This window comes from Rheinheimera sp. 1928-s, from assembly GCF_029269265.1.
In the GTDB taxonomy this organism is placed as follows: Bacteria; Pseudomonadota; Gammaproteobacteria; order Enterobacterales; family Alteromonadaceae; genus Pararheinheimera.
Genome location: NZ_JARIXP010000003.1, coordinates 131,792 through 155,303, shown reverse-complemented (window position 1 = coordinate 155,303; position 23,512 = coordinate 131,792). Strand labels below are relative to the sequence as shown.

At 46.1% G+C, this 23,512-nt stretch carries 20 protein-coding genes; 10 read left to right on the top strand and 10 right to left on the bottom strand.

Annotated features, from left to right (window positions below; translation table 11 throughout):
- Positions 1–417 precede the first annotated feature (417 nt).
- From P3C17_RS08420 to P3C17_RS08410, 3 genes are all read left to right on the top strand, one after another.
- Positions 418–1,146 (top strand): complement resistance protein TraT, encoded by a 729-nt coding sequence (locus tag P3C17_RS08420; protein ID WP_300929006.1) that lies wholly within the window; start codon positions 418–420, stop codon positions 1,144–1,146.
- A gap of 172 nt (positions 1,147–1,318) precedes the next feature.
- Entirely contained in the window at positions 1,319–2,290 is a 972-nt protein-coding gene (locus P3C17_RS08415) for a catalase family peroxidase (protein WP_300929005.1), read from the top strand.
- Positions 2,291–2,400: 110 nt separating this feature from the next.
- Positions 2,401–4,098, top strand: a complete 1,698-nt coding sequence (locus P3C17_RS08410) for an alpha-amylase family glycosyl hydrolase (protein WP_300929004.1) — start codon at positions 2,401–2,403, stop codon at positions 4,096–4,098.
- Between the two features lie 32 nt (positions 4,099–4,130).
- Here the strand turns inward: P3C17_RS08410 and P3C17_RS08405 are convergent, their stop codons facing one another.
- Positions 4,131–5,756 carry a PAS domain-containing sensor histidine kinase gene (locus tag P3C17_RS08405; protein WP_300929003.1) on the bottom strand — a complete coding sequence of 542 codons (1,626 nt, stop codon included), beginning with the start codon at positions 5,754–5,756 and terminating at the stop codon, positions 4,131–4,133.
- Positions 5,757–5,885: 129 nt separating this feature from the next.
- Positions 5,886–6,644 (bottom strand): SDR family oxidoreductase, encoded by a 759-nt coding sequence (locus P3C17_RS08400; protein WP_300929002.1) that lies wholly within the window; start codon positions 6,642–6,644, stop codon positions 5,886–5,888.
- A 139-nt stretch (positions 6,645–6,783) separates the two neighbouring features.
- On the opposite strand from P3C17_RS08400, the gene P3C17_RS08395 reads away from it, so the two are divergent.
- Positions 6,784–7,683: a LysR family transcriptional regulator gene (locus P3C17_RS08395; RefSeq protein ID WP_300929001.1), complete on the top strand. Its 900-nt coding sequence runs from the start codon at positions 6,784–6,786 to the stop codon at positions 7,681–7,683.
- Positions 7,684–7,763: 80 nt separating this feature from the next.
- The gene (locus tag P3C17_RS08390) at positions 7,764–8,312 is read left to right on the top strand and encodes a hypothetical protein (protein WP_300929000.1); all 549 of its coding nucleotides are present in this window, start codon (positions 7,764–7,766) and stop codon (positions 8,310–8,312) included.
- A gap of 59 nt (positions 8,313–8,371) precedes the next feature.
- On the opposite strand, the gene P3C17_RS08385 is transcribed toward P3C17_RS08390, so the two are convergent.
- A complete protein-coding gene (locus tag P3C17_RS08385) occupies positions 8,372–8,665 on the bottom strand; it encodes a DUF1289 domain-containing protein (protein ID WP_300928999.1) in 294 nt (97 codons plus the stop codon).
- Between the two features lie 434 nt (positions 8,666–9,099).
- Between P3C17_RS08385 and ilvG the strand changes: the two genes are divergently transcribed.
- The 4 genes from ilvG (at position 9,100) to ilvA (ending at position 14,617) form a co-directional block, all read left to right on the top strand.
- Positions 9,100–10,758 carry an acetolactate synthase 2 catalytic subunit gene (gene ilvG, locus P3C17_RS08380; RefSeq protein ID WP_300928998.1) on the top strand — a complete coding sequence of 553 codons (1,659 nt, stop codon included), beginning with the start codon at positions 9,100–9,102 and terminating at the stop codon, positions 10,756–10,758.
- The gene (gene ilvM / locus P3C17_RS08375; protein WP_300928997.1) at positions 10,755–11,027 is read left to right on the top strand and encodes an acetolactate synthase 2 small subunit; all 273 of its coding nucleotides are present in this window, start codon (positions 10,755–10,757) and stop codon (positions 11,025–11,027) included. Before ilvG ends, ilvM begins: the two co-directional genes overlap by 4 nt.
- A gap of 99 nt (positions 11,028–11,126) precedes the next feature.
- On the top strand, positions 11,127–12,980 hold the full coding sequence (ilvD, locus tag P3C17_RS08370) for a dihydroxy-acid dehydratase (protein ID WP_300928996.1): 1,854 nt from the start codon (positions 11,127–11,129) through the stop codon (positions 12,978–12,980).
- 128 nt (positions 12,981–13,108) lie between these two features.
- The gene (gene ilvA, locus P3C17_RS08365; protein ID WP_346015662.1) at positions 13,109–14,617 is read left to right on the top strand and encodes a threonine ammonia-lyase, biosynthetic; all 1,509 of its coding nucleotides are present in this window, start codon (positions 13,109–13,111) and stop codon (positions 14,615–14,617) included.
- 232 nt (positions 14,618–14,849) lie between these two features.
- Here ilvA and P3C17_RS08360 read toward each other — a convergent pair whose 3' ends face one another.
- The 4 genes from P3C17_RS08360 to P3C17_RS08345 form a co-directional block, all read right to left on the bottom strand.
- Positions 14,850–18,242 (bottom strand): P-loop NTPase fold protein, encoded by a 3,393-nt coding sequence (locus tag P3C17_RS08360; RefSeq protein ID WP_300928995.1) that lies wholly within the window; start codon positions 18,240–18,242, stop codon positions 14,850–14,852.
- Between the two features lie 80 nt (positions 18,243–18,322).
- Complete coding sequence (locus P3C17_RS08355; protein ID WP_300928994.1) at positions 18,323–18,880, bottom strand: HEPN domain-containing protein; 558 nt, start codon at positions 18,878–18,880, stop codon at positions 18,323–18,325.
- Positions 18,881–19,388: 508 nt separating this feature from the next.
- Positions 19,389–20,438 (bottom strand): hypothetical protein, encoded by a 1,050-nt coding sequence (locus P3C17_RS08350; protein WP_300928993.1) that lies wholly within the window; start codon positions 20,436–20,438, stop codon positions 19,389–19,391.
- A gap of 17 nt (positions 20,439–20,455) precedes the next feature.
- Entirely contained in the window at positions 20,456–21,844 is a 1,389-nt protein-coding gene (locus P3C17_RS08345) for a hypothetical protein (protein ID WP_300928992.1), read from the bottom strand.
- Between the two features lie 198 nt (positions 21,845–22,042).
- Between P3C17_RS08345 and P3C17_RS08340 the strand changes: the two genes are divergently transcribed.
- Complete coding sequence (locus P3C17_RS08340; protein ID WP_300928991.1) at positions 22,043–22,171, top strand: hypothetical protein; 129 nt, start codon at positions 22,043–22,045, stop codon at positions 22,169–22,171.
- Between the two features lie 50 nt (positions 22,172–22,221).
- Here P3C17_RS08340 and P3C17_RS08335 read toward each other — a convergent pair whose 3' ends face one another.
- From P3C17_RS08335 to P3C17_RS08325, 3 genes are all read right to left on the bottom strand, one after another.
- On the bottom strand, positions 22,222–22,437 hold the full coding sequence (locus tag P3C17_RS08335; RefSeq protein ID WP_206099245.1) for a helix-turn-helix transcriptional regulator: 216 nt from the start codon (positions 22,435–22,437) through the stop codon (positions 22,222–22,224).
- Positions 22,437–22,928 carry a hypothetical protein gene (locus P3C17_RS08330; RefSeq protein WP_300928990.1) on the bottom strand — a complete coding sequence of 164 codons (492 nt, stop codon included), beginning with the start codon at positions 22,926–22,928 and terminating at the stop codon, positions 22,437–22,439. The genes P3C17_RS08335 and P3C17_RS08330 overlap by 1 nt, the downstream gene beginning before the upstream one ends.
- A gap of 202 nt (positions 22,929–23,130) precedes the next feature.
- Positions 23,131–23,493: a MerR family transcriptional regulator gene (locus tag P3C17_RS08325; RefSeq protein ID WP_300928989.1), complete on the bottom strand. Its 363-nt coding sequence runs from the start codon at positions 23,491–23,493 to the stop codon at positions 23,131–23,133.
- Positions 23,494–23,512 lie beyond the last annotated feature (19 nt).

The following is a 23,512-nucleotide window of genomic DNA, read 5'->3' as shown; positions in this document are numbered from 1 at the left end:
TTAGACATAGGTCAATACCAAAGTCAGTCTGGTAGCCAACTATCGGAGAGTGTGGAGAGTGCGATGATGAGCGGAGCTTCATCTATCCTCAGTAGCCAGCAAAGAGCAAAAGGCTGCAGAGCCGCATTGCAACAAACAAGAGCGCGCGTTGAAGAGAAGTGGTTGTATCAGGGGGGATTATTTCTATCGGTCCGCTGTAGCTGCTGTCAGAGCCAAAATGCAATGCAAGGATCAGCCTGTTTAGTTCATCTGCAATTCATTCAGTCAGCCTATACTTCCTGTTAATACGGCAGCAGAAGCAAACGGCATAATCTGTTACACCTTTTAACATGATGTATGAACACTTCGCCTTGGTCTGTAACGCGCTGTCCGTTAAACTACGCAGGTCTAATTTCACTTGGTGTTATGGAGTTTTGTATGTCAAAAATGAAAATTGCTGTTGCAGCCTTAGCTTTAGGTGCTTTGGTTTTATCAGGCTGTTCTGCTACTCATACGGCGATCAGCAAACGTAATCTCGAAGTTCAGACCAAGATGAGTGACACCATCTTTTTGGACCCGGTGGCTGATGATAAACGTACTGTATTTATCCAAGTGCGTAATACTTCTGATCAACAGGGTTTATCGATAGAACCTCAGATCATCGAAGCGGTACAAGCCAAAGGCTACCGTGTAGTGCGTGATCCAGAGCAAGCCAATTTCTTATTACAAGCCAACGTGTTACAGGCTGGCCAGACCGATTTACGTGCTCAAAATGAAGCCTTTGGCAGCGGTTTTGGTGGTGCTTTGGTCGGTGGTGCTATAGGTAACCAGTTTGGTAGTGGCAGTGGCCGTGCCGGTGCGACAGTGGCGGGCGCTTTAATTGGTTTAGCAGCTGACGCTATGGTGAAAGATGTGCATTACAGCATAGTCACCGACCTGCAAATTTCTGAGCGGGCGAAAAAAGGTGTAGTGGTACTGGAAGAAAACAGAGCCAGCTTAAAACAAGGCAATAGCGGTTATAAAAACGTTTCGTCCACAGAAGAAACGGAGTGGAAACGTTACCAGACCCGCATTATGTCGTCAGCCAATCAGGTGAATATGGAATACGCTGAAGCTGAGCCAGAGTTAGTAAAAGGCCTGATGCGTTCAATTTCCGGCATTTTATAACCCTTAGGGTTTGGGTAAGGCGTTTTTAGTGCAAGTTTTGATTTCCCAGTGGCCGCTGTTTTGTTGTCTTCGGCGGCCATTTTTTAAGTTAGTTATCTCCCTCTGAAAGTTTTTAATTGATCGCCCTGTCTCTGTTGGCTGTATGTATTGCAGAGATTCAAGAGGATGATCGATGAACAAAATTACTTTGTCTTTATTGCTGGCGTTAAGCCCAGCTTTACACGCCGCTGAACAAGCTACTCCTCACCAGTTTATTGACGTCTTCGCCAAAATTTTTGGTGAACATAAAGGCGAGCGTAAAGGTCATGCCAAAGGTTTTTGTGCTGTTGGCAGTTTTCAGGCTTTACCTGAGGCGAAAAACTTCAGCTCAGTGTTTTGGTTATCTGGTGAGAAAGTGCCTGTGACTGCCCGTTTTTCTATGGCAGGGGGCAACCCTAACGCGCCGGAAAATGCCCGTTCTCCGCGTGGTTTAGGTTTGCAGTTGAAAACCTCAAAGGGTGAACTTCAGCACTTCGCCATGTTAACTACTCCGGTTTTTGGCGCTAAAGATCCGGAAAACTTTTTAGGCTTATTGCAAACCCAAATTCCTGACCCAGCCACAGGCAAAGCCGATCTGGCGAAAATTCAGGCCTTTCGTGCCGCTCATCCGGACACCCAAGCTCAGGCTGAGTATTTAGCAAAAAACTCGCCGCCATGGAGTTACGCCACCACGCCTTATTTTGGTATTCACACCTTTTTTATCAAAGACAACAGCGGCGTAGAGCATAAAATGCGTTGGCATTTTGTGCCACAAGATGGTGTCAAAGGTTTAACGCAAGCTGAAATCAAAGCACCGCCGACAGACTTTTTGCAAAAGCGTCTCTCTGAACGCTTAGCCAAAGGCCCAACCCACTGGACTATGCAGCTGGTGTTGGGTGAAGCGGGCGATACCGAAACCGACCCTTCAGTGTTATGGCCAGCGCAGCGCACAACTCTGGATATAGGACGTTTGTCTATTGAAGAACAAGGTGGCGAGGCTTGTACTGTGGTTAACTTCGATCCCAATGTACTAAGCGCTGGTGTGCGGGCCAGTGCAGACAGAGTATTGCAAATGCGATCTCCGGCTTACGCTATTTCCTTTGGCAAGAGATTAACCAACCAATAGGGTATTTAACGCTAAATCGAATGCACCAGTCGGGTGCATTCGTATGCAGTCTGGCCCTGTGGCCTGAATTTGACTAAGCTGGGTCAAACTCAAAAAACAGGGATCTTCGAATGCTGAATAAATCATTGCTGGCGCTGGCTTTAGCCGTCGCTTTAACGGGCTGCGGCAAAGCGCCTGAACAAACTGGCTCTGCTGCTGTTGAAACTCCGGTCGCAGTGACCCAAACCGCAGAAGCAGCAACACCCTGGTGGCAGGACGCAGTGTTTTACCAAATCTGGCCCCGCAGTTTTTACGATACAGATGGCGATGGCACAGGTGACTTTAAAGGCATAGAAGCCAAACTGCCGTACCTGCAGGATTTAGGCATTAATGCCATTTGGCTGACGCCTATGTTTGAAGCACCTTCTTACCACGGCTACGACTTCACCGAATTTTACGAAGTAGAACAAGACTATGGTTCTATGCAGGATTTTGAACAGCTGGTGCAGGCTGCCAAAGCAAAAAACATTAATATTATCCTCGATTTAGTCATTAATCATATCTCTGACAAACATGACTGGTTCCAGCGATCTGCCAAAGGCGAAGCGCCTTATAAAGACTATTTTGTCTGGCGTGATGAACTGCCAACAGACGGCTGGGGCCCGGCCTGGAGCACTGAAGTTAAACCAGAAACCGTCTGGCACTACAACGAAGAGCGCAAAGCCTGGTACTACGCTGCTTTTGGTGCCTCGCAACCTGATCTGAATTTAAAACACCCTGATGTGGTTGCCGAAATGAAAAAGATGGCCAAATTCTGGCTGGATAAAGGCGTCGCAGGTTTCCGTTTAGATGCTGTGCGTTATGTACACGAAGATGGCCCACAACAACGGGCTGATACCCAAGGCACCATTGACTATTGGGTCGACTTTACCCAGTACGTTAAAAGTGTCAGGCCAGACGCTTATTTGGTGGCTGAAGCCTGGGTGGACTTACCTATAGCAGCCAAATACTGGGGCGATGGCAAAGGTCTGGACGCGGGTTTCGATTTTGAGTTTGGTTACAAAGTGCTGGAGCTGCTAAACGCAGGCAAACAAAATGCTGAATTTGGCACTATGAAGCAAGAAGCCAGTCAGCAAGCAGACAACCTGCTGATGGCGAACTTACAGCAACGGAAAACCACTGCGGCACCAATGGAGTTTTTCAGCCCCTTCCTGACCAACCACGATCAGCCACGTTTAAGCTGGCAGTTAGGGCAGGACTTTAACAAAGCCAAGCTGGCAGCCGCTGTATTGTTCAGCTCTCCTGGCACCACTTATATCTACTACGGCGAGGAAATTGCGTTAACTCAGGCGTCTGACAAAGAGCATATACACCGCCGCTCACCGATGTTCTGGGATAACAGCCCTCAGGCTGGTTTTAGTACAGCAGAAAAAATCTGGGTGCAACGAGATGATTTATTCCCGCCTCAGGCCGAAAGCAGCTGGTGGACGCCATTCCTGACGGCTCAGCAACAAGGTCCAAATAATGTGGCTGCACAGCAGGCTGATGAAAAGTCTGTCTGGTCCTTGTATAAATTCCTGATCAAACAAAAAGCCGAACGTGCCGAATTTGGCATAGCAGGGGATTACCAGGCCGAGTTTTTAGCTGATGGTAAGTTGCTGAAAATTGTCCGGTCTTTAGGTGATCAACAAAGCCTGATGCTGCTGAACTTATCGGCTGACACTATGGCAGTGCCGGCTGATTTAGTACCAGCAGGTTTGAAGGTCAGCTGGCAGGAAGATGAGACACCAGAGTTAAACGCTCACCAGCTGCAAATCTGGCAGAACTAACTAAAAATGGGGTCAGAACACATAAGTTACGCCTAACTTATGTGTTCTGACCCCAATTTCAAGTCGATGTAAAAACTGCTGCCCTGGCCTGTGGTACTGTCAAAGGACAGAGTGCCGCCATGTTGTTCAATAATAGATTTACTGATACTCAGGCCTAAACCTGTGCCACCGAAGTTACGTACATCTGAGGTATCAGACTGACTGAAAGGCCGGAAGATAAAAGCTTTAAATTCTTCGTCTATACCTTGCCCCTGATCAATGATCGCAATACGGACTTGTCTGTCCTGCTGCTGCACCTGTACTTTTACTGTCGTATTGGCAAAAGAAAACTTCGCAGCATTAGATAACAAATTCGCTAGCACCTGCATCAGACGGTTGCTGTCAGCCCATAACCATACATCATCAGGCACAGCGCCTAATTCTATAGTCACCTGATGCTGCTCTGCATAACTAGCCATTTGTTCAACAGCGCAGTGCAGTAATGGCTGCAACTGCACTTTGGCGAAATGGAAATTCATCTGGCCTGCTTCAATTTTTTGCATATCCAGAATGTCATTAATCAGCCGGATCAAGCGCTGACTATTTTGTTCAGCCAGTTTCAGCATGGCGCGGATCTTAGGTTCTGGCTCACCCAAGGCATTGCCCAAAATTAAACCCAAAGCACCATGGATTGAGGTTAAAGGAGTACGAAGTTCATGGCTGACAGTAGAAACAAAACGGTTTTTGAGTAAATCCAGCTGCTTTCGTGCGCTGATATCTTCATACACTGCTATACCAAAGGTCAGTTCACCATGTTCATTGTAACCAGGCCGGCCCCAGGCCTGCATATGGCGACGAATACCATCCTGTTCAATTTCCATATCTTCAGTCTGGCTGGTTTCTCCAGCTAAAGCTCTGGCTGCAGGCATTTGCTCTGCCGGATAAAGTTTGCTGGTGCCAGCCATAAAAGCCAAAGGCTGTTCAGGTTTCGGGCCTAATAGTTCTTTGGCTGCTCTGTTGTTGTAATAAGGTTGCTGATCTTTACCCAACACCACCACACCCATAGGTAAATCATCAATCCATTGGCGGAACTGATGTTGGGTCGTAGCCTGTAAGGAGGCGGTATAGCTAATAAAGGTGCGTACCACTACAAAAAAGACAATGCAGTTCACTATGATGTAAGTGGCCCACGACGCTGAATCTGTGACATAGCGGTTGATGCTGACCGGAATAGATAAATAGCCCGACATAAAACCAAAAGCAGTGCCAATCATACTCAGAAAAGTGGCCAAAGCTAAAAACAGCGCTACTTTGGCCTGATAAAGCACATGCGCGACCAGGCAACTTAACACCAGCCACCAGACCCCAGGTGAAGCAAAACCAAAAGTTAAAGCGCCAGGCAATCCAACAGCCCAAAACACCAGGATCAGTAAGCCACCTTTCAACCGCAACGACATTCTATTGCACAACCAGGCACCAGAAAGCAGCAGCATGCCGACAGCGATATGCACTGTATAGACAGGCAACCAACCGGTATTAAAGGAGCGTAATATTGAAAGAGGTACAGCAACCAGTGCAATCAGCGCAAAGCTACGCCATAAAGAGTTCGTAAACTGATGGCGAATTTCGCTGAGCTTTTGTTGCAGCTCTGTAGTCGAAGCGCTCTGGGACTGACTCAAGAATCCATTTCTCTGCAGGTAGAAGAGCTTCACTCTAACCAGCAGTGCATCAAGGTGCAATCTATCCTTTTATCTGAATGCGAAATAAAAAACAGGGCCGTTGAAGTAACGGCCCTCTAATAAATAATTTTACAGGTGAATACCGCCTGAAACTTCAATACGCTGGCCGTTAATCCAGCCACTTTGTTCTGACAATAACATCTGCACCACACCACCAATATCATCAGGCAAACCAACACGGCCCAAAGCAGTTTGTGAGGCAATGTAATGGTTAATATCAGCATTATCCCGCACTGCACCGCCGCCAAAATCAGTTTCAATAGCGCCGGGGGCCAGTGTATTGACTCTGATGCCACGAGCGCCAGATTCCAGCGCCAGATAACGGCTTAGCACTTCAATAGCACCTTTCATCGCGGCATAAGCGCCATAACCTGGCAAAGAAAAGCGGGTTAAGCCCGATGAATAGTTCAGAATACGGCCGCCATCTGCAATCTGAGGTAACAGCTGCTGAGTTAAGAAAAATACACCTTTTAAATGCACATTCATCAAAGCATCAAACTGCTGCTCTGTGGTCTCAGCCAGTGTGGCATAAATGCCAAAACCTGCGTTATTGACTAAAAAATCAAACTGGTCACGTTGCCATATGTGCTGCAAATGAGTAGTTAACTGTGCTGAAAAATCAGTAAAAGACGACACATTGCTGGTATCCAGTTGAATGGCTACTGCTTTGCGGCCCAACTGCTGAACTTCTGCTACTACAGCGGCAGCTTCGTCTGCTTTGCTGTGGTAGGTAAGCACTAAATCCACACCTGCTTTGGCTAAAGCTAAAGCTGCATTTTTACCTAAACCACGGCTTGCACCTGTAATTAAAGCGATTTTCTGACTCATAGTATTTCCCCTTTGGTTAAGCTTGGCTAATTCAGTAACTGCAGTGTATTGTTAGATTTAATCCGGATAAATAATGTAAAAACGGAATCACTGTCCGTGTTTTGCGGATAGTGATTCAAGGCGGAAAGCAGGAGCGGGCATGGACAGAATTCAGCAGATGCAAATTTTCCAGCGGGTGGCAGAACTGGGTAGTTTTATCCGCAGCGCTGAACAGCTGGGGTTGCCCAAAACTTCAGTATCAGAAGCGGTGCAACAACTGGAAACCCAACTGAATGTGCGGCTGTTAAACCGTACCACCAGAAGAGTGGAACTCACGCAGGATGGCATGAGCTATTACCAGCGCTGTGTCGAGCTGCTGGCCGATTTTGATGATCTGCAGCAGTTATTTCAACAGCAGCCTGAGCAGCTCAAAGGTGTGCTGCGCATTGATATGCCAACAAATCTTGCGAAAGAAGCAGTGATCCCGGCTTTACCGCAGTTTTTAGCTCAGCATCCACAGTTGCATATTCAATTGAGTAGCACAGACAGGCGGGTGGATTTAATAGCTGAAGGTTTTGATGCCGTGATCCGCATTGGGCAACTGAGCAGTAGTAGCCTGATCGCCAGGCCTTTGGCGGTGCTGGCTCAGGTGAACTGTGTCAGCCCTGCCTATTTGGAAAAGTTTGGTTTACCTGAAACTCTGGACGATTTAAACAGTCACAACTTAGTGTTTTATAGTCAGCAACTGGCGGGCAAGCCTGATGGCTTTGAATATATTCAGGATGGCAAAACCAGGTTTTGGCCCATGTCTGGCGCTATCACTGTCAATAACGCCGAAGCTTACACAGCGGCTTGTCTGGCGGGTTTAGGCATTGTTCAACTGCCAGAGGTGGCAGTACGCCATTTGATAAAGCAAGGCAAGCTGGTGCAGGTGTTACCAGAGTATCAGCCTGCTGCTATGCCAATTTCTGTGTTGTATGCACACCGTCGGCAATTGAGCCGAAGACTAAAAGTTTTTATCGATTGGTTGCAAGGACTCATCAATTCGGGCTACAACTAAAGAGTGCTAACACACTAAACAAAAGGTGTTAGTCTGCTTTTCCGGCACAGATCTTAACCAACCATAACTAAGGAGCTTCAATGCGTTATTTTTGCATCAGTCTGTTGTTGTGGTTCAGCACTGTTACTTTTGCTGCTATCCCTGTACCTGATCAATTTATTGTGGATGGTGTACCGCATGAGGTGGACAGCAGCCCATTGGATAAGCTGCATCAGTCCGATCAAATCCGGTTGAAACTGCAAAACCAGCTGGCCTGTGCTGCAGATCAGCGTGGTTATAAAGGGGTTTGGGAATTAAAAGGCCAGCAGTTGTTTTTAAATACGTTATTGCAAAATGACTGCAAAAACACCGCATCTGCCAGCATAGATCCGCAGTTACTATTCAGCGAAAAACAGTACCCGCTGAAAGCGAACTGGTTTACCGGTGCTATCAAAGTGCCGTTAACCGACAAAGACTATAAACATTGCCTGACCGACGAAGGCTCAGACGAAACCATAGGTTATGCCTATCTGGCGATGGTGTATGAGTTTATTGCGGGTGAGCTGGTAAAACAGTCGGAGCAGATTGTCACTGAAAACTGGCAAAGACCCCGCAGCAACTGCGCTAACGTCCCCACAGCCAGGGTTTAAATCGACAAAAACCCTAGGGGCGGGGTTTATCCCCGCCCGTCTTGAATTCCAATCTAATGTCAGAGTTCTAAGTCCCAGATTATTGGAATACTATCGTCAACAGCTGGGGTTTCGCCCAAATCCAGCTTTTGCTGAGCAGCTTTTTCAGCAGCAAGTTGAGCCAGTTTGGCATCGCGACGGACTCTGCGTTGTTCCAGTAATTTCAGAATATGCGAGCGTTCTGCTACAGGCTTGTTATGCCAGTTAAAGCGTTCGTCACGCGAACGCAAGCAGCCGAGGCAATAACCTCTGCTGTTGTTTTCGCAAACCCCAATACAAGGATTGGGTAAGTCAAACAGCTCTAATTGATCCATCACACTCAATGAATAACGGCACTATGAAATAGGATTCTGGCTTATTCTGCCTAAAAATGCAGCTTTTGTAATTTTTTTACAAAAATCTGCCAAAAGCAAAAATATCTGTTGACTTAAGATGGTTAGACGGCTATTTCTATAGGCATAAATTTTCGGCACCTAACGTAAAAACACCGCCGAAGTAAAATACTTAACCAAAGAGTTAAAATTAAAAAATGCGTTTAGCTTCTATTCTGAACATTATTGTGGTCCTCGTAATCGTGGTGATTAGTCACTGCGGGGGCTCGCGTTTGGAATTTTAAGCAGCAAAAAAATTCTCAACAAAACCCCCGCACCGAAAGGTCCGGGGGTTTTGTGTTTTAAGGTCCCCGGAAATTTCGAAAAAAGGTTTTGTTGTACTGACAAACAGACGATAGAAAAGGATGGGATACATCATGAAAGGCGCAGAACTGGTAATCAAGCTGCTGGAGCAAAAGGGAGTCGAACATATCTTCGGCTATCCTGGCGGAGCTATTATGCCAATCTACGACGCGCTGTATCAGAGCAAAGTTAAACACTACCTGTGCCGTCATGAACAGGGTGGTGCTTTTTCTGCCATAGGTTATGCCCGCAGTTCAGGCAAAGTTGGCGTTTGTATGGCCACCTCTGGCCCTGGCGCGACTAACCTGATCACTTCCTTAGCCGACGCTTTATTAGACTCAGTGCCTTTAGTGGCTATCACAGGTCAGGTATCTCAAGCCGTGATGGGCACAGATGCGTTTCAGGAAGTAGACGTTTTAGGCTTAAGCCTGGCTGTAACCAAACACAGCTTTATGGTGACAGACGTGACTGAACTGGAACACACCTTAAACGAAGCTTTTACGCTTGCAATGTCAGGCCGCCCTGGCCCGGTGTTGGTGGATATTCCTAAAGACGTGCAACTGGCTGAAGTGCAGTTTAAGCCACGTTTAGTTGAAGATACCGCTACCGCCCAGCAAGAGTTTCTGCCAGCTGCAGCTTTAGAGCAGGCACGCTTATTAATCCAAAACGCCAAGCGGCCTATCGCCTATATAGGTGGTGGTGTGCATATGGCCGATGCGGTGGCACAGCTGCAAGACTTTTTAGCTAACAGCCCTATGCCTTCGGTCACCACCTTAAAAGCCATGGGCACAGTGCCGCCTTCTAATGCTTATTACCTGGGCATGTTAGGTATGCACGGCACTCAGGCTGCCAATCATGCGGTGCAGCAATGCGATTTATTGATCTGTTTAGGCGCCCGTTTTGATGACCGTGTTACTGGCAAATTGGCCGCTTTTGCGCCGGATGCCAAGGTTATTCATATCGATATAGATCCGGCCGAGCTGCACAAATTACGCCGCGCTGAGTGCGCCATGATAGGGGATTTGCGTGAGCTTTTGCCTGCGATGTCAGTACCCACTCACTGCGAAGACTGGTTAAAACATTGTTTGGTTATGAAACAGCAACACGGCTGGCGTTATGACCATCCTGGTGAGCGTATTTTTGCGCCTTTAATGCTGAAACAGTTAAGCGAAAGATTGCCGGATAACTCAGTGGTGTGTTGTGACGTAGGCCAACATCAAATGTGGGTGGCCCAGCATATGAGCTTCAGTCATCCACGTAATCATTTAAGCAGTGGTGGTTTAGGCACTATGGGTTTTGGTTTACCAGCGGCCATAGGTGCGCAGTTGGCTAGACCAAAAGATACTGTAGTCACCGTCAGCGGTGACGGCTCTTTTATGATGAATGTGCAGGAACTGGGCACCATCAAGCGTTTCCGCTTACCGGTGAAGATTGTCATTGTCGATAACCAGCGTTTAGGCATGGTGAAACAATGGCAGGAGCTGTTTTTTAACGAACGCTACAGCGAAACCGATTTGTCCGACAACCCGGATTTTGTCTCTTTAGCTGCTGCTTTTGCTATCCCAGGCCACAGCATCAGCCGCAAAGACGAAGTATTACCAGCGCTGGAAGCCATGTTTACCTGGCCAGGCCCTTACTTATTGCACGTTCGAATAGACGAAACCGACAACGTCTGGCCATTAGTACCGCCAGGAGCAGCCAATCAGGATATGTTAACGGAGAAAGCACAATGAGCAACCATGTACTAACCATCCAGACTAAAAACCAACCTGTGGTATTAGAGCGGTTATTGCAGGTCACCCGTTACCGTGGCTTTGAAGTGGCCGGTATGGAAATGAAACCAATGGCCGATTTCAGCGGCTTGCTGGTGACGCTGTCTATCGTCAGCGACAAACCCATCAGCCTGCTGACCAATCAGTTAAACAAGTTATACGATATCGAATTTCTGGATTGTGTAGAGTCTGAACTCACACAAGCCGAAGCAGGCTCAATGCGGGCTTAAGCCGCTAAACTTAAGAAAAATTAAAAATTGATAAGGTCTGACCCAAATGCAAAGGGCAAGACCTGACCCCCCGAAAAGAATAATTGGAGTAAAAAAGAGATGCCGAAGCTTAGATCCGCTACTACTACCGAAGGCCGCAATATGGCGGGAGCTCGTGCTTTATGGCGTGCCACAGGGGTAAAAGATACCGACTTTGGTAAACCTATTATTGCCGTAGTGAACTCCTTCACCCAGTTTGTGCCTGGCCATGTGCATTTACGCGATTTAGGCAAACTGGTGGCTGAAGCTATTGAAGACGCAGGTGGTATCGCCAAAGAATTTAATACCATCGCCATAGACGACGGCATCGCCATGGGCCACGGCGGTATGTTGTACAGCCTGCCGTCGCGCGAAATCATCGCCGATTCGGTGGAATATATGGTCAACGGCCACTGCGCTGACGCTATGGTTTGTATTTCCAACTGCGACAAAATCACCCCCGGTATGTTAATGGCTGCACTTCGCTTAAATATCCCGGCCATTTTTGTCTCTGGTGGCCCTATGGAAGCAGGAAAAACCAAACTGTCGGACCAAATTATCAAGCTGGATTTAGTAGACGCTATGGTGTCGGCGGCCGATCCAAAAGTATCGGATGCCGACAGCGAACAAATTGAACGCAGCGCCTGCCCAACCTGTGGCTCTTGCTCTGGTATGTTTACCGCCAACTCAATGAACTGCTTAGTTGAAGCTTTAGGTTTAGGCCAACCTGGCAATGGTTCTATGCTGGCGACACACAGCGATCGTAAAGCGCTGTTTATCAGTGCCGGTGCGCGCATTATGGACTTATGCAACCGCTGGTATAAAAACGACGACGCCAGCGCTTTGCCACGTAATATCGCCAATAAAACCGCCTTCGAAAACGCCATGATGCTGGATATCGCCATGGGCGGTTCTACCAACACAGTACTGCATTTATTGGCCGCCGCTATTGAAGCCGAAGTCGATTTTGGCATGAGCGACATAGACCGTTTATCACGTATGGTGCCGCATTTATCCAAAGTGGCGCCAAGCACGCAAAAATACCATATGGAAGACGTACACCGCGCCGGCGGTGTGATTGCGATATTAGGCGAGTTGCTGCGCGCCGGTTTATTAAACCCGGACACACCTCATGTGGCAGGCAGCTCTTTAGGTGATGTGATCAACCGCTTTGATATCACCTTAACCAAAGATCAGCAGGTGCTGGATTTCTACCGCGCCGGCCCTGCAGGTATCCGTACTACGAAAGCTTTTTCGCAGAGTTGCCGTTACCCAACGCTGGACGACGACCGCGCTGAAGGTTGTATCAGAAGCAAAGAAAACGCTTATTCACAAGACGGTGGTTTGGCTGTGTTGTACGGCAACATAGCGCCAAACGGCTGTATTGTTAAAACCGCTGGTGTGGAAAAAGAAAACCTGGTGTTTCACGGCCGCGCCCGTATTTTTGAAAGCCAGGACAGTTCTGTAGAAGCCATTCTGGCAGGCAAAATTGTTGCGGGCGACGTAGTGATCATCCGCTACGAAGGGCCAAAAGGCGGCCCTGGCATGCAGGAAATGTTGTATCCAACCAGCTACTTAAAGTCGATGGGTTTAGGTAAAGCTTGCGCCTTGATCACTGATGGCCGTTTTTCTGGTGGTACTTCGGGTTTATCTATAGGCCATGTATCGCCTGAAGCCGCCAGCGGCGGAGCTATTGGTCTGGTCGAAGAAGGCGACGCCATTGCCATTGATATTCCAAACCGCAGCATCGCTATTGGTGTGAGCGACGAAGTATTAGCAGAGCGCCGCACCGCTATGGAAGCCAAAGGCAAATTAGCCTGGAAACCAGTAGACCGCGTGCGCTCCGTCAGCCCGGCCTTAAAAGCCTACGCCATGCTGGCAAGCAGCGCCGATAAAGGTGCAGTGCGTGATCTGAGTAAATTGGAAGACCTATGAGTGTTCTGGGTAAAGAAGCGAATGCCGTTAATAAAGAGCCGAGTGCTGTGCAAAGCCCTGTAAAAGAAGCGGTAAAACAGCAAGGCAAAACTGCAGCCGACTGGCAACGCCCAGCGCCAAACCCGGGTCTGATGCAGCAGTATTTACGGGAAATTTTATTGTCGCCTGTGTATCAGGCTGCTATAGAAACTCCGCTGCAGGCGATGCCAAAACTCAGCCAGCGTATTGGCCAGCATGTGCTGTTAAAACGTGAAGATATGCAGCCTGTGTATTCTTTTAAGCTGCGTGGTGCTTTTCATAAGTTGCATAAAGTGCGTGAACAAAACCCAGGTGGAAACGTGGTTTGTGCTTCTGCTGGCAATCATGCGCAGGGCGTGGCTTTATCCGCCAGCAAACTGGGCCTGAATGCCACTATTGTGATGCCTATTACCACACCGGAAATTAAAGTCGCAGCAGTCAAAGCCCTTGGCGGCAAAGTGCTGCTGCACGGCACCGCCTTTGACGAAGCCAATAAGTTTGCCATTGAGTTATCCCACACTCAGGGCGCCACTTATATTCCACCTTTTGACGATGCCGATGTCATCGCAGGCCAGGGCACAGTCGCCAAAGAGCTGTTAAGCCAACATAACAAACTGGATGCGGTATTTATTCCGGTCGGCGGCGGTGGCTTATTGGCAGGTATGGCGGTGTATATCAAAGCCGTGATGCCGGGCGTGAAAGTTATAGGGGTAGAGCCTGACGATGCCGCCTGCTTAAAAGCCGCTATGGACGCGGGCGAGCCTGTCACTTTAGACAGAGTAGGGTTATTTGCCGACGGTGTGGCGGTAAAACGCATAGGCACAGAGAACTTCAAACTGGCGCATTTATACTGCGACGATGTGATCACAGTCTCCAGCGACGAAATTTGTGCCGCCATCAAAGATATCTTCGACGACTTACGAGCCGTAGCAGAACCTGCTGGTGCTTTGGCTTTAGCTGGCCTGAAAAAATATGCAGCTACAGCAGATCAAACTCAAAACCTCAGTGCAGTGCTGAGTGGCGCTAACCTGAACTTCGATACTTTGCGTTATGTGTCGGAGCGCTGCGAACTGGGCGAGAAAAAAGAAGCGGTATTTGCCGTCACTATTCCGGAAGAAAAAGGCAGCTTCCGCCGTTTCTGTCAAACCTTAGGCGGCCGCGCCATCACCGAATTTAACTACCGCTACGCCAGCGACAACAAAGCCCATATTTTTGTGGGCATCAAACTACGGCACGGCGCAGAAGAACTGCAACAGGTCAATCAGGCCTTATCAGCTGCAGGCTACGACTATCAGGACTTATCCGACGACGAACTGGCCAAACTGCACGTACGCCATATGGTCGGCGGCATGCCACCACGTTTAGTGCAAGAGCAGGTCTACCAGTTCAACTTCCCGGAATACCCAGGCGCTTTGATGAACYTCCTCAATACCCTGGGCGAAAAATGGAATATCACTTTATTCCACTACCGCAACCACGGCGCTGCTACTGGCGATGTATTGGCTGGCTTTGAAATAGCTGATCATGCGGAAATTGCGGAGCATTTGGATACGCTAGGCTATGAGTATCGGCTGGTGACCAGCAATGGGGCTTATAAGGTGTTTTTGACGGCGGGGTGAGGGCGGGAGCTCAATGCGCAAATAGTTTTGCGCATTGCCGGGTCAAGGGCCGGATTGAACTAGGTATCTCAGCAAGTCAACAGGTTTGGCTTGCTGCCGTTTGAAAGCTCAAAGAGGAGCTAGATTGATTGTACGCCAAAATAGCTTTTCAGTTTAGTAATATGAATGTCAACAATGTTACCTATCTCTCAATCGATTCCAGCAAGGAACATTATTAATCAGTCGAATCTACTTAGCCTAACATTCCTTCCGTGGTGCTGTCTTCTGACTTACTTTCCTCAGTGACTAATAGTTTGTCATAAAAACCAAACCGATCACCAATATCGTCGTAAAGCTCCGAATTTTCTGGATGCTCTAATTTGTATTGCACAACAAGTGAAACCAATAACTCAAGCGGCGGTTCTTTTATTTTCAAATTGGCAGTAAGTAGCCATCTAATACGCTCGTTCTGGCTGTTTTCAAGCCAACTTATTACTCTTTTTTCAATAGCAATCTGAGGCTGTCTCGAAATGTTTTTTTCTACAATCCCAGATAACTTTTCAAAACCTTTTTGCGACAAAAGATCTTCGTTAGTCGAAAAGTAGGTATCACAAAGAGTAGGAAGAATAGTTCGGTTAAAATCCATTGTTTTAGAGACCAACCTATCAAAATCATCCCAAATCCATTCAAAGTCTTTATTTTCATAATTTTGGATAATTTCAACCAAATGACTTTTAAATGCCTTAGAGAAATTAATATGCTTTCTCCTTATGCAATCATGAAGATAACTATTCTCCTTAAGGGCAACTAACCAGTCATCTTCCGACAAGCTCGATATAACATTATTTATGATGGAATCAGCTTTACCACCACCATGATTTAGCAGTAAATACATAACATAAGCAAACGGTTTTGGTGAGCTTTTCAGTCCATCTTCATAAGCACTTAAAGCGCCATTTTCGCACAATTTATTTACAATTCTGGATAATTCAGATTTATTAAGTGCATCTAAATTATCTAAATGATAAATGCCTCTTCTCTGTGAAAACAAAGAATCATTATCGCTATTGCAAATTATATTTAATGCGAGGAGATACTCTTTGTCGGACGCCATATTCCATATATGGCTGAGAGATTTTGATTTTTCAAACAAAACTACTACATCTTCACAATTTACACTTCCATTTTCTTCTTTCCAAAATGTTTTTACCTCCACACCTACCAAAAGGCTTTCTTGCATGTTTTCAATGCATAATGCAGCAAGAACAGGGAGGGAAGGATTGGTTTTAATCGGCGATAGATTGCTTCTAACCCAGAAATCCCCTGCATTTAGGCATTCTTTAATTTTTTTCCTAACATTATCTGTAGAGTTTGCGAGTAGATGTATTAGCAGAGAATAAAAATCTTCACATTCACTTTCGCGATTTGGTAAATTTGCCCAACTTAACATTACGTCGATTGTTGTCTCCCATTCGCGACAAGATGAGTATAATTCACATGATATTCTGATAGTGTTTAATAGTTTCTTATCTATTGTAGGAGAGTTAAATCCCGAACGAATAATTGATTCCAACGCCCCTTTAGCAGGTAACACTGTCAAAAACCGAGTATCAATATATTGTTCCTGATATTGTATCCACCTTTGCCAGTTGCTTGCGTTTAGCTTGGGATATAATAGTTGCGGTAAGAAATTCCCTTTATTGTGTAAAAAATTATCAAGCTCGGCGATGTATGGTAGCTGTGACTCAGGGAAATCTTCTGACTCTACCTTGTTAACTATTTCTTTTATTTTTGCCTTCATTTCCTGACCTAACCAAGATAATATGCCTTCCTCTTGATTAGTTAGCTCAATTATTTGCGTAATCGGTTGTAAAAATGAATAATCTTCAAACCGCCAGTTCTCAAACGTTTTAACCCATACAGATTTTAAGTTATCGATATCTCCTTTTATTAAATTTTTATCAGATTTAAATGCATGATAAATAGCATTAGTTGCGTTTATTCGATACTCATCGGTATGCCTATCTGTAATCATCCATTCCGTACGACTTGCAACCCACCCGACCCAGAATGCTTGCTTATGAGCTTTGAATAATAGAGAAAGCGTTTCCCCATCGCCCTTTTGAAGGCTATTTCTGATTTCAGGAGCGATTAAAAGCTGAATACCTTTTTCAGGAGAGACTTTAAAGAGAAGTCCAGCCAGATGAGATCTGATTTCTTCCACAGGTCTGATGGTAGGGATCTCTTTTGGGATACCTTGCCTCAGAAGAGACTTCCTGATGTAAGCCTCGTTCTCAGTAAGTTTAAGTAAAGCGAATATACACACAGCCTCCGCTGAGAATAAGTCTTTAAATTCTAAAGTAATAATCCCTACTTTATTAATTGTTGAATGCATTTCTCTGGGGGTTGGAGAGGAATCTAACTTACTCATACACCGGATATATGTCGCTTTGAATTCTTCAATACGTTCGTGAGGCCATCCATTCAGCGATGTCTCCACGGCTTGATTAAAGTAATTAATCCAGGCCGACATAACAGGAGATGGCACATCAGCAATTACTTGGAAGCATTTTTCGAAAAATGATTTTGCTACTTCATCAGTCGAGTACTGAAATCGTTGCATGGACTTGTACTCAGATTGCTCATAATTATCTAAATGCGATAATTGTGTTTGTTCAAGATTGCTGCTTTGGGCAGACCAGACCTTGCAAAGTCCTTCTCGATCAAAAGGCACGACAAACCAAAGTCTGTCTCTCCAGTTGGAGTTATCTCTTATGCTTGTAGTGGAACGATGTTGAAAAAAAGTCTGTAATGTAGACCAGATACTTTGCGCAAAGTCTGGTTCAACCCGATCCAAATTATCAATAACAATAATGCAACGGTCATACTTGCATTCCTTCGTAAGAATTTTTTCCATTATTTCTGAAAAAAAACGTTCAAATTCAATAGATGTTCGTTCCCCATCCTCAGTTATATCTTGTGTATAGGTTTCAGTTGAATCCGACTCTAGAAAATCCCACGTCAACTTTGGGTTAACTAAACTAGCTAACCACCAGAAAAACATGACGAGTAATGGCATCAAGACAAACATCATGCCGAATAAAAATGGCCAAGAAACTGAATCAGCACTTTTATGCCATGGAGCAAAGATTTTTTCATAATTTAGCGCTGAAAGTAATGCTGCGCCGAGTGGTACAAGAAATGCAGATATCGATATTAACTTGCCGAGAACTGACACCCCTTTGCTAGTGACCACTTCTACCTTTTTTGAACGTGCGCTTACCTTAGATTTTAATTCTGTAAGAGAGTCATCTTTACCTTCAGGATCAATTTTTTCTAAGAGGCTCTCTAAAAATATTTTTCTCAGAGGGTCTCCATCATGAGCCCATGCATCAAATGAGAAAAACAAAGTTTTAGCGTCAACATCAGAATGTAACTTCGAAGCAAGTAAGTGGATGACGGTTGACTTGCCGGACCCCCAAGCGCCCTCAAGCCCAATAGTCATTCCCTTATCAGAGGTTTTAATTAGTCTGACTAGTGTATTCGCTAAACTCTCATGAGTTTGGTCTTCAAATAGATCTACGTCGGCGATTCTTTCATGTAGAACCTTAAAACTGTAATCATAGTCGCTTGATTTATCAGACACTCAAATCTCCTTTTTAGCCACAACTGCAATACAGAAAAGAAAAACCAAAATCGGTGTCAGGTCTTGCCCTGTGCCCTATGTTATAAAGCAACGCAATCCGTCACTTTGACTAATTCTTTAAAAAACTTAATCGCCTTTTCCACTTCGTCTCGTTTAACTAAATGTGGGACTTTGGGGTCGGCGTTATTACGGCCTTTATACACCACCTCATCACGCAGGGTCAGGTATTTATTCAGTTGTGTGCATACGGCCGGTTTGTCGAAGTTGTTCCAAAGCCTGTGCCCTGTTATATCTGACTGCAAAAACTCCATGCTGAGCTGGCGTACTTTATGGCTATTGGGGTTGTTGAGCTGATTCACCGATTCGGTAAATTTTTTATGGATGCCTTTTATTGAGCCGCAGGCGCTCGCAAACCAACCTTTGAGGATGGAAATTTTTTGGCAGAGTTGTTCGTTTAGCCAGGCTTCGATATAAGTTTCCCAAGCCGTCAGCGTCATAGTCAGCGCAGCACGTTTCAGTACTTCATTGGTTTGTTGTTCTGGTTTGGGCTGTTTGTCGGTTTTTGGCAACCACGGGACAAGCAAAGGCTCGGCGTCGGCGATAGCGGTTTCAAAAGCTTGATAGGAGGTTGATGCCATGACGTCCTTTCCCGGCAACTGCAGCCATCTTTAGTGGCTTGAATAGCTCCAAATTAGAACAACTGAAACTAAAGCACAAGATTTTTTTCGGGACTGTTGTGCTGCTTAAATGTCACTGCACCAGTTGGGATATTAATTGCGCCAGCAGTTCGTCAGGCTTAGCTGTGCTTACTACTGAACGCATCGTTGAGTAGCGGATCAGCTGTTCACGCGGGCGGATCAACTCCTCAAAGGTAGCCAATAGCTGAGTTGAGCTGATTTTAGCCTTGTGAGCAATAACATACCTAAGGAACTGGACATTACTTGTCGGGCGCAGCTTGCAAAAGATTGCGCATAAATTGGCAGCAGATGCCGCTCTTTGTTCCAGATAAATCTGAAGTGTTAAAAGAAAACCAGAAGGTTTGAGTGGTAGTGCTAAAGGCTGAAACGCCGAACTTCCTTTTAACGCAATAAGTCAGGCTTTGTAGTGCTTCAAAATACTAAAACAAAACCTGACTCAGCTGGGCTTTTATGTTTTCTGTTCTGCTTTTTTAGGTTCTTTAGGTTCTTTAGGTTCTTTAGGTTCTTTAGGTTCTTTCGATTCTTCAGCGGTGGCTTCTTCGTCTTTAGCAACGGCTATTTCTACTTTAACCACAGCTCTGCTGCCGTTTTCGCTGACTACTATAATATTTGCTGTGCCTTGGGCCTTTGGCACAATAGTTAAAGCAGCACCAGTGCAATCAGCCACCACTGCAATAGTAGGGGAGTCTGAGCTGCATTGTGCCAACTTAGCGCCACGAACCACGCTGACTACTCTGGTGTAATAAGTCTGGGCAGCTTCCGTCAGGTTAATTGATGTATCTGTTGCGGGTGCGAACAGGCTGAGCGGGGTTTCTGTAATGGTAAGCACATTTGTATCCAAAGCAAACAGGCTGTATTTGCCTGTCGCTTTGGCCAGGTCTTCTTCGCTCGGCAGAGCTTGTAGTAAGGCGTCTCTCATTACTTTTAACGTCGACATCACGCTGACAAATAAGGCTGCACCTTCAGGCGTTAGTGAGTTTGGCACTATGGCCTCGGTTGTGCCCGCAGCCGCTTCACTTCTGGCCCTGATGTAGTTAGCGTTAGCTGTTTCTATTAATTCTAAGCCTTGGGAATAGGCCTTGGCTTTTCCTCCGGCATTAATAATGTTTGCTACATCCGGCGTGAGGGCGCTCAGCCCAGCTAATGTGGTGACCACATCCGGATGCACGCCTGTTGAGGCCGAAAATGCTGACGCAAAAGCTGCCAGAATCACCTGCATAGCCGACAGGCCTTCTTCCCATTTACGGCCATGGTCGACACGTTTGCGCATGGTATCTTCCACCAGATAAGCAAACTTATACACTTTTTGGTCTGTGATGTTGTAGTCAACTGCAGGCAGTCCATTAATGTTTGCGTTGTTATCATCGATTTCCAGCAGGTGCAGCGGTGGCGTTGTTTTTACATCCAGCCAACCGGCATTTTTATGATCATAGGTGTTTGAACAGCTTGCCAACACCAAACTCAGGGTCAGTAGCAGAATTAGTTTTTTGTAGTTCATAACTTGTCCTTAATTGCTCAGTAGATGGATAGCGCTTTACGCAGTTGTTGCAGGTGGCTGGACACACCAGGTTTAGTCCTGGATTTTTCCCAATACAAGGTGTGGCAAAACCCGTTGTAAATATCTTTCCAGGGCAGTTCTATTTCCTGAATAGGGGTATTGCCTATATCTGTCGGAGTTTGAATGTCCTCTGGGTTTGTTGTGTTTTGGTAGCTGAAAAATCGTGATACGGGGCCGGAGATAATGTCGCCCTTGTAGAACATGCTGTGCTGCATATACAAATTGGTCCAGCGTACCGGAGCAAACACAGCGGCGTGATGCAAAAAATACTGACCAGCTTCGCTGTAGTAAAAATGGCTGTTGTCGGGCACAGGGGGCGAGGTTGGGTATTCTCTGTCCAGCTTACGTTGCCTGAACTGTTCTTCGTTATCAAACAGCAGAAAATCGGCGTAGGTTAACGGGCTGCCTAAAGATATAAAATCAGAAATCAGCCAGTTAGCCGCAGGGGCGTCCTGACAGAGCTGTGAAAACAACTGCTGCTGTAAAGTGCGGTACTCCTGCTGTTTAAAATTTGGTGTTCCACATTCTGTAGCTAACTGCTGTAGTTGGTTAAGTAAAACAATAGACTGTGCTGAAAGCGCTGTGGCTTTGTTGTCATTCTGCGGGTTTTTGAACTTGTTATGTCGTGCCCACAGATGGTTTAGCAGGTCGTACGCAATGATGCTGCCCAAACTATGGCCTACCAGAATGATGCGATCGTAGTCGCCGGTTTGGTGAATGCGTTCCAGCAGATCGATGCCTCCTTCCCGTATTGCTTGCCTGATGCTGATATTTTCAGGTTCAGCCCTTACGTATCTGGCGACATCACCGACGTATTTCACAATTTTCCATTGCACGTAAACTAATGCCACGGTAAAGAAAAAATTGATAACTGCCGCCAAGATAATTGCCCAGGGACCAACCAGTTGTTCAATCTGCTTCGAGCAGTAAGAAAAAACGACAACGGATAAAAGCACTATCAACACTATAGCCCAGGTGAAATACCACAGGCGCTGAATACTTTTTGGGTGGTTTTTATACTTCCAGGGTGGGCACCATACTAAGGTGTAAAGCCAATCTTTTACGTGCTGCCAGTTGCTGCCAACCGTTTGATGCGCCCAATAATATTCGTAAAAATCGATACGGGAACGCACAGGAGTTTGGCTTGATCTAAGTAGTGGTGTGTCTGTGGTCAGCCTGCGCTGCTCAAATGAATTTGAAACAGTGCTTGGTTTATTCCAGAACTGAGGGTTTTCCAGGTTATCGTCATCTTTCCAAACTGCTTCGACAAAGTCCCTGATAGTTTGCATGGGTTGTTGTTCACCAATACCGTGTACTACGACCACAGCTTGCTTTTTTGCAGTCATATTATTTCCTAAGGCTGCTCAAACCGATGTTTTGCAGCATATTCCATTGGGTTAATGTTTATGCAAGAGGCTGCCAGACTAGCTTGCGTAGGGATGAATTATCGAGGGAATACATTGAGGTATGGACCTACGTCCCGAAATTCGCCTGTAAGCATAGATCATAATTTGAGGAACAAGAGTAAATTTTAGCAGTATCTTATGTGGGCAAATGCTCAGCCCCAGCCAACACCAGCAGAGCTGGCTTTTTCTGGTCAGGCATTGGGTGTTAAAACGCTGAGCCGGGCATGGTTGCGTTGCGGCAACCTGCCGGATCTTTTCTCTATGTAAGCTGAACTCAGGTTAACTAAGGCAACGGAAGCTTTTATACAAATCAGCTCTTAACGAAACCCATCAAAGCTAAAAATCTGCTCTACCGGCACTTCAAAATAACGCGCCATTTGCAACGCTATTACCACTGAAGGTGTAAAACGGCTGGTTTCTACTGTGCTGATGGTTTTACGCGATACACCAATGGCGTCGGCCAGTTGCTGCTGCGACAGCCCTCTGGCGGCGCGCAGTTCGGCAATTCTGTTGTACAGGGTTTGCTCTTCCATCAATTCGTTTCCTGGGCTGGTTCGTCCTGTTCATCCAATACGGTGCGCAAACTCAGATAAAAGCTCAGGGTGCCGATGAATATCGTCAGTAATGGAAACAGCTGAAATGAGATCCATTGCGGGTCGCCATGCTTGTTGATTAAATTGGTTGCAGCATACCCCGCAAAGGCTATCGTAATCGTTAAGTGAAATGCCAGTGTGGTGGCGCGCTGAAAACGGCTGCGTAAATACTCGTCCTGAAAATCACCGCATATTTCGCGGATTTTCCAGCCATAGGACAGCAGGCTGGGTTGTTTGGTCACTTTGACCAGAAAATAAATCACCGAAAACAGCACGCCATACCCGAAAGCATCACTGACTACAGTGAGTTGAAACCAAAACAAACTGATATCTTTTAACAGTTGAAAGCCTGTCAGCAGCGCAAAAAACAGTGCGCCGAAGATTGACGCTTTCACGCAATTTTCCTGATCTTCGATAGTCCATACAGCCATAATAAGTGTTCCTTTTTATTAAGTTTAGATACCTTGAGGTATCAATATGGAACCTTAAGGTGTCAGTGTCAAGTTTTTTTGATACCGCAAGGTTACATCTATGTGTGGTAAAAGAAGAGCGCAAATGCAGGACTGTGGGTTACGGCGACTAGTGATAAGTTATTCCTGCCCCTAAAGACAATAAGTGCAAGGGCTGCAGTTCTTATGTGGTTGTAGTACTTAACTGCTCAACCAATTCTTGGATCTGATGTCTTTGCTGTTGTAACTCCAGCATCTGTTGGTCTATCTCTGTCAGCTTTTGTTGCAGCATAGGCAAGAGCAACTGGCAGTCGACCAGATGCTGATCGCCGCTGTGATTCTGCCGTTGCACTGAGCGAATTTGCTTTAGGCTAAAGCCCATTTGCTGAGCTTTTAAGATCACTTCCAGCCGGTTTTTGCTGTCTTCGCTGTAATAACGGTAACCGCTGTTTTCCCGTAGCGGGTTGATCACCCCTTGTTGTTCCAGAAAGCGTAGTTTTGATTCTGATACGTTCAATAATTTGGCAAGTTGACCAATGCGGTACATCGAATAGACTCCGGCGATG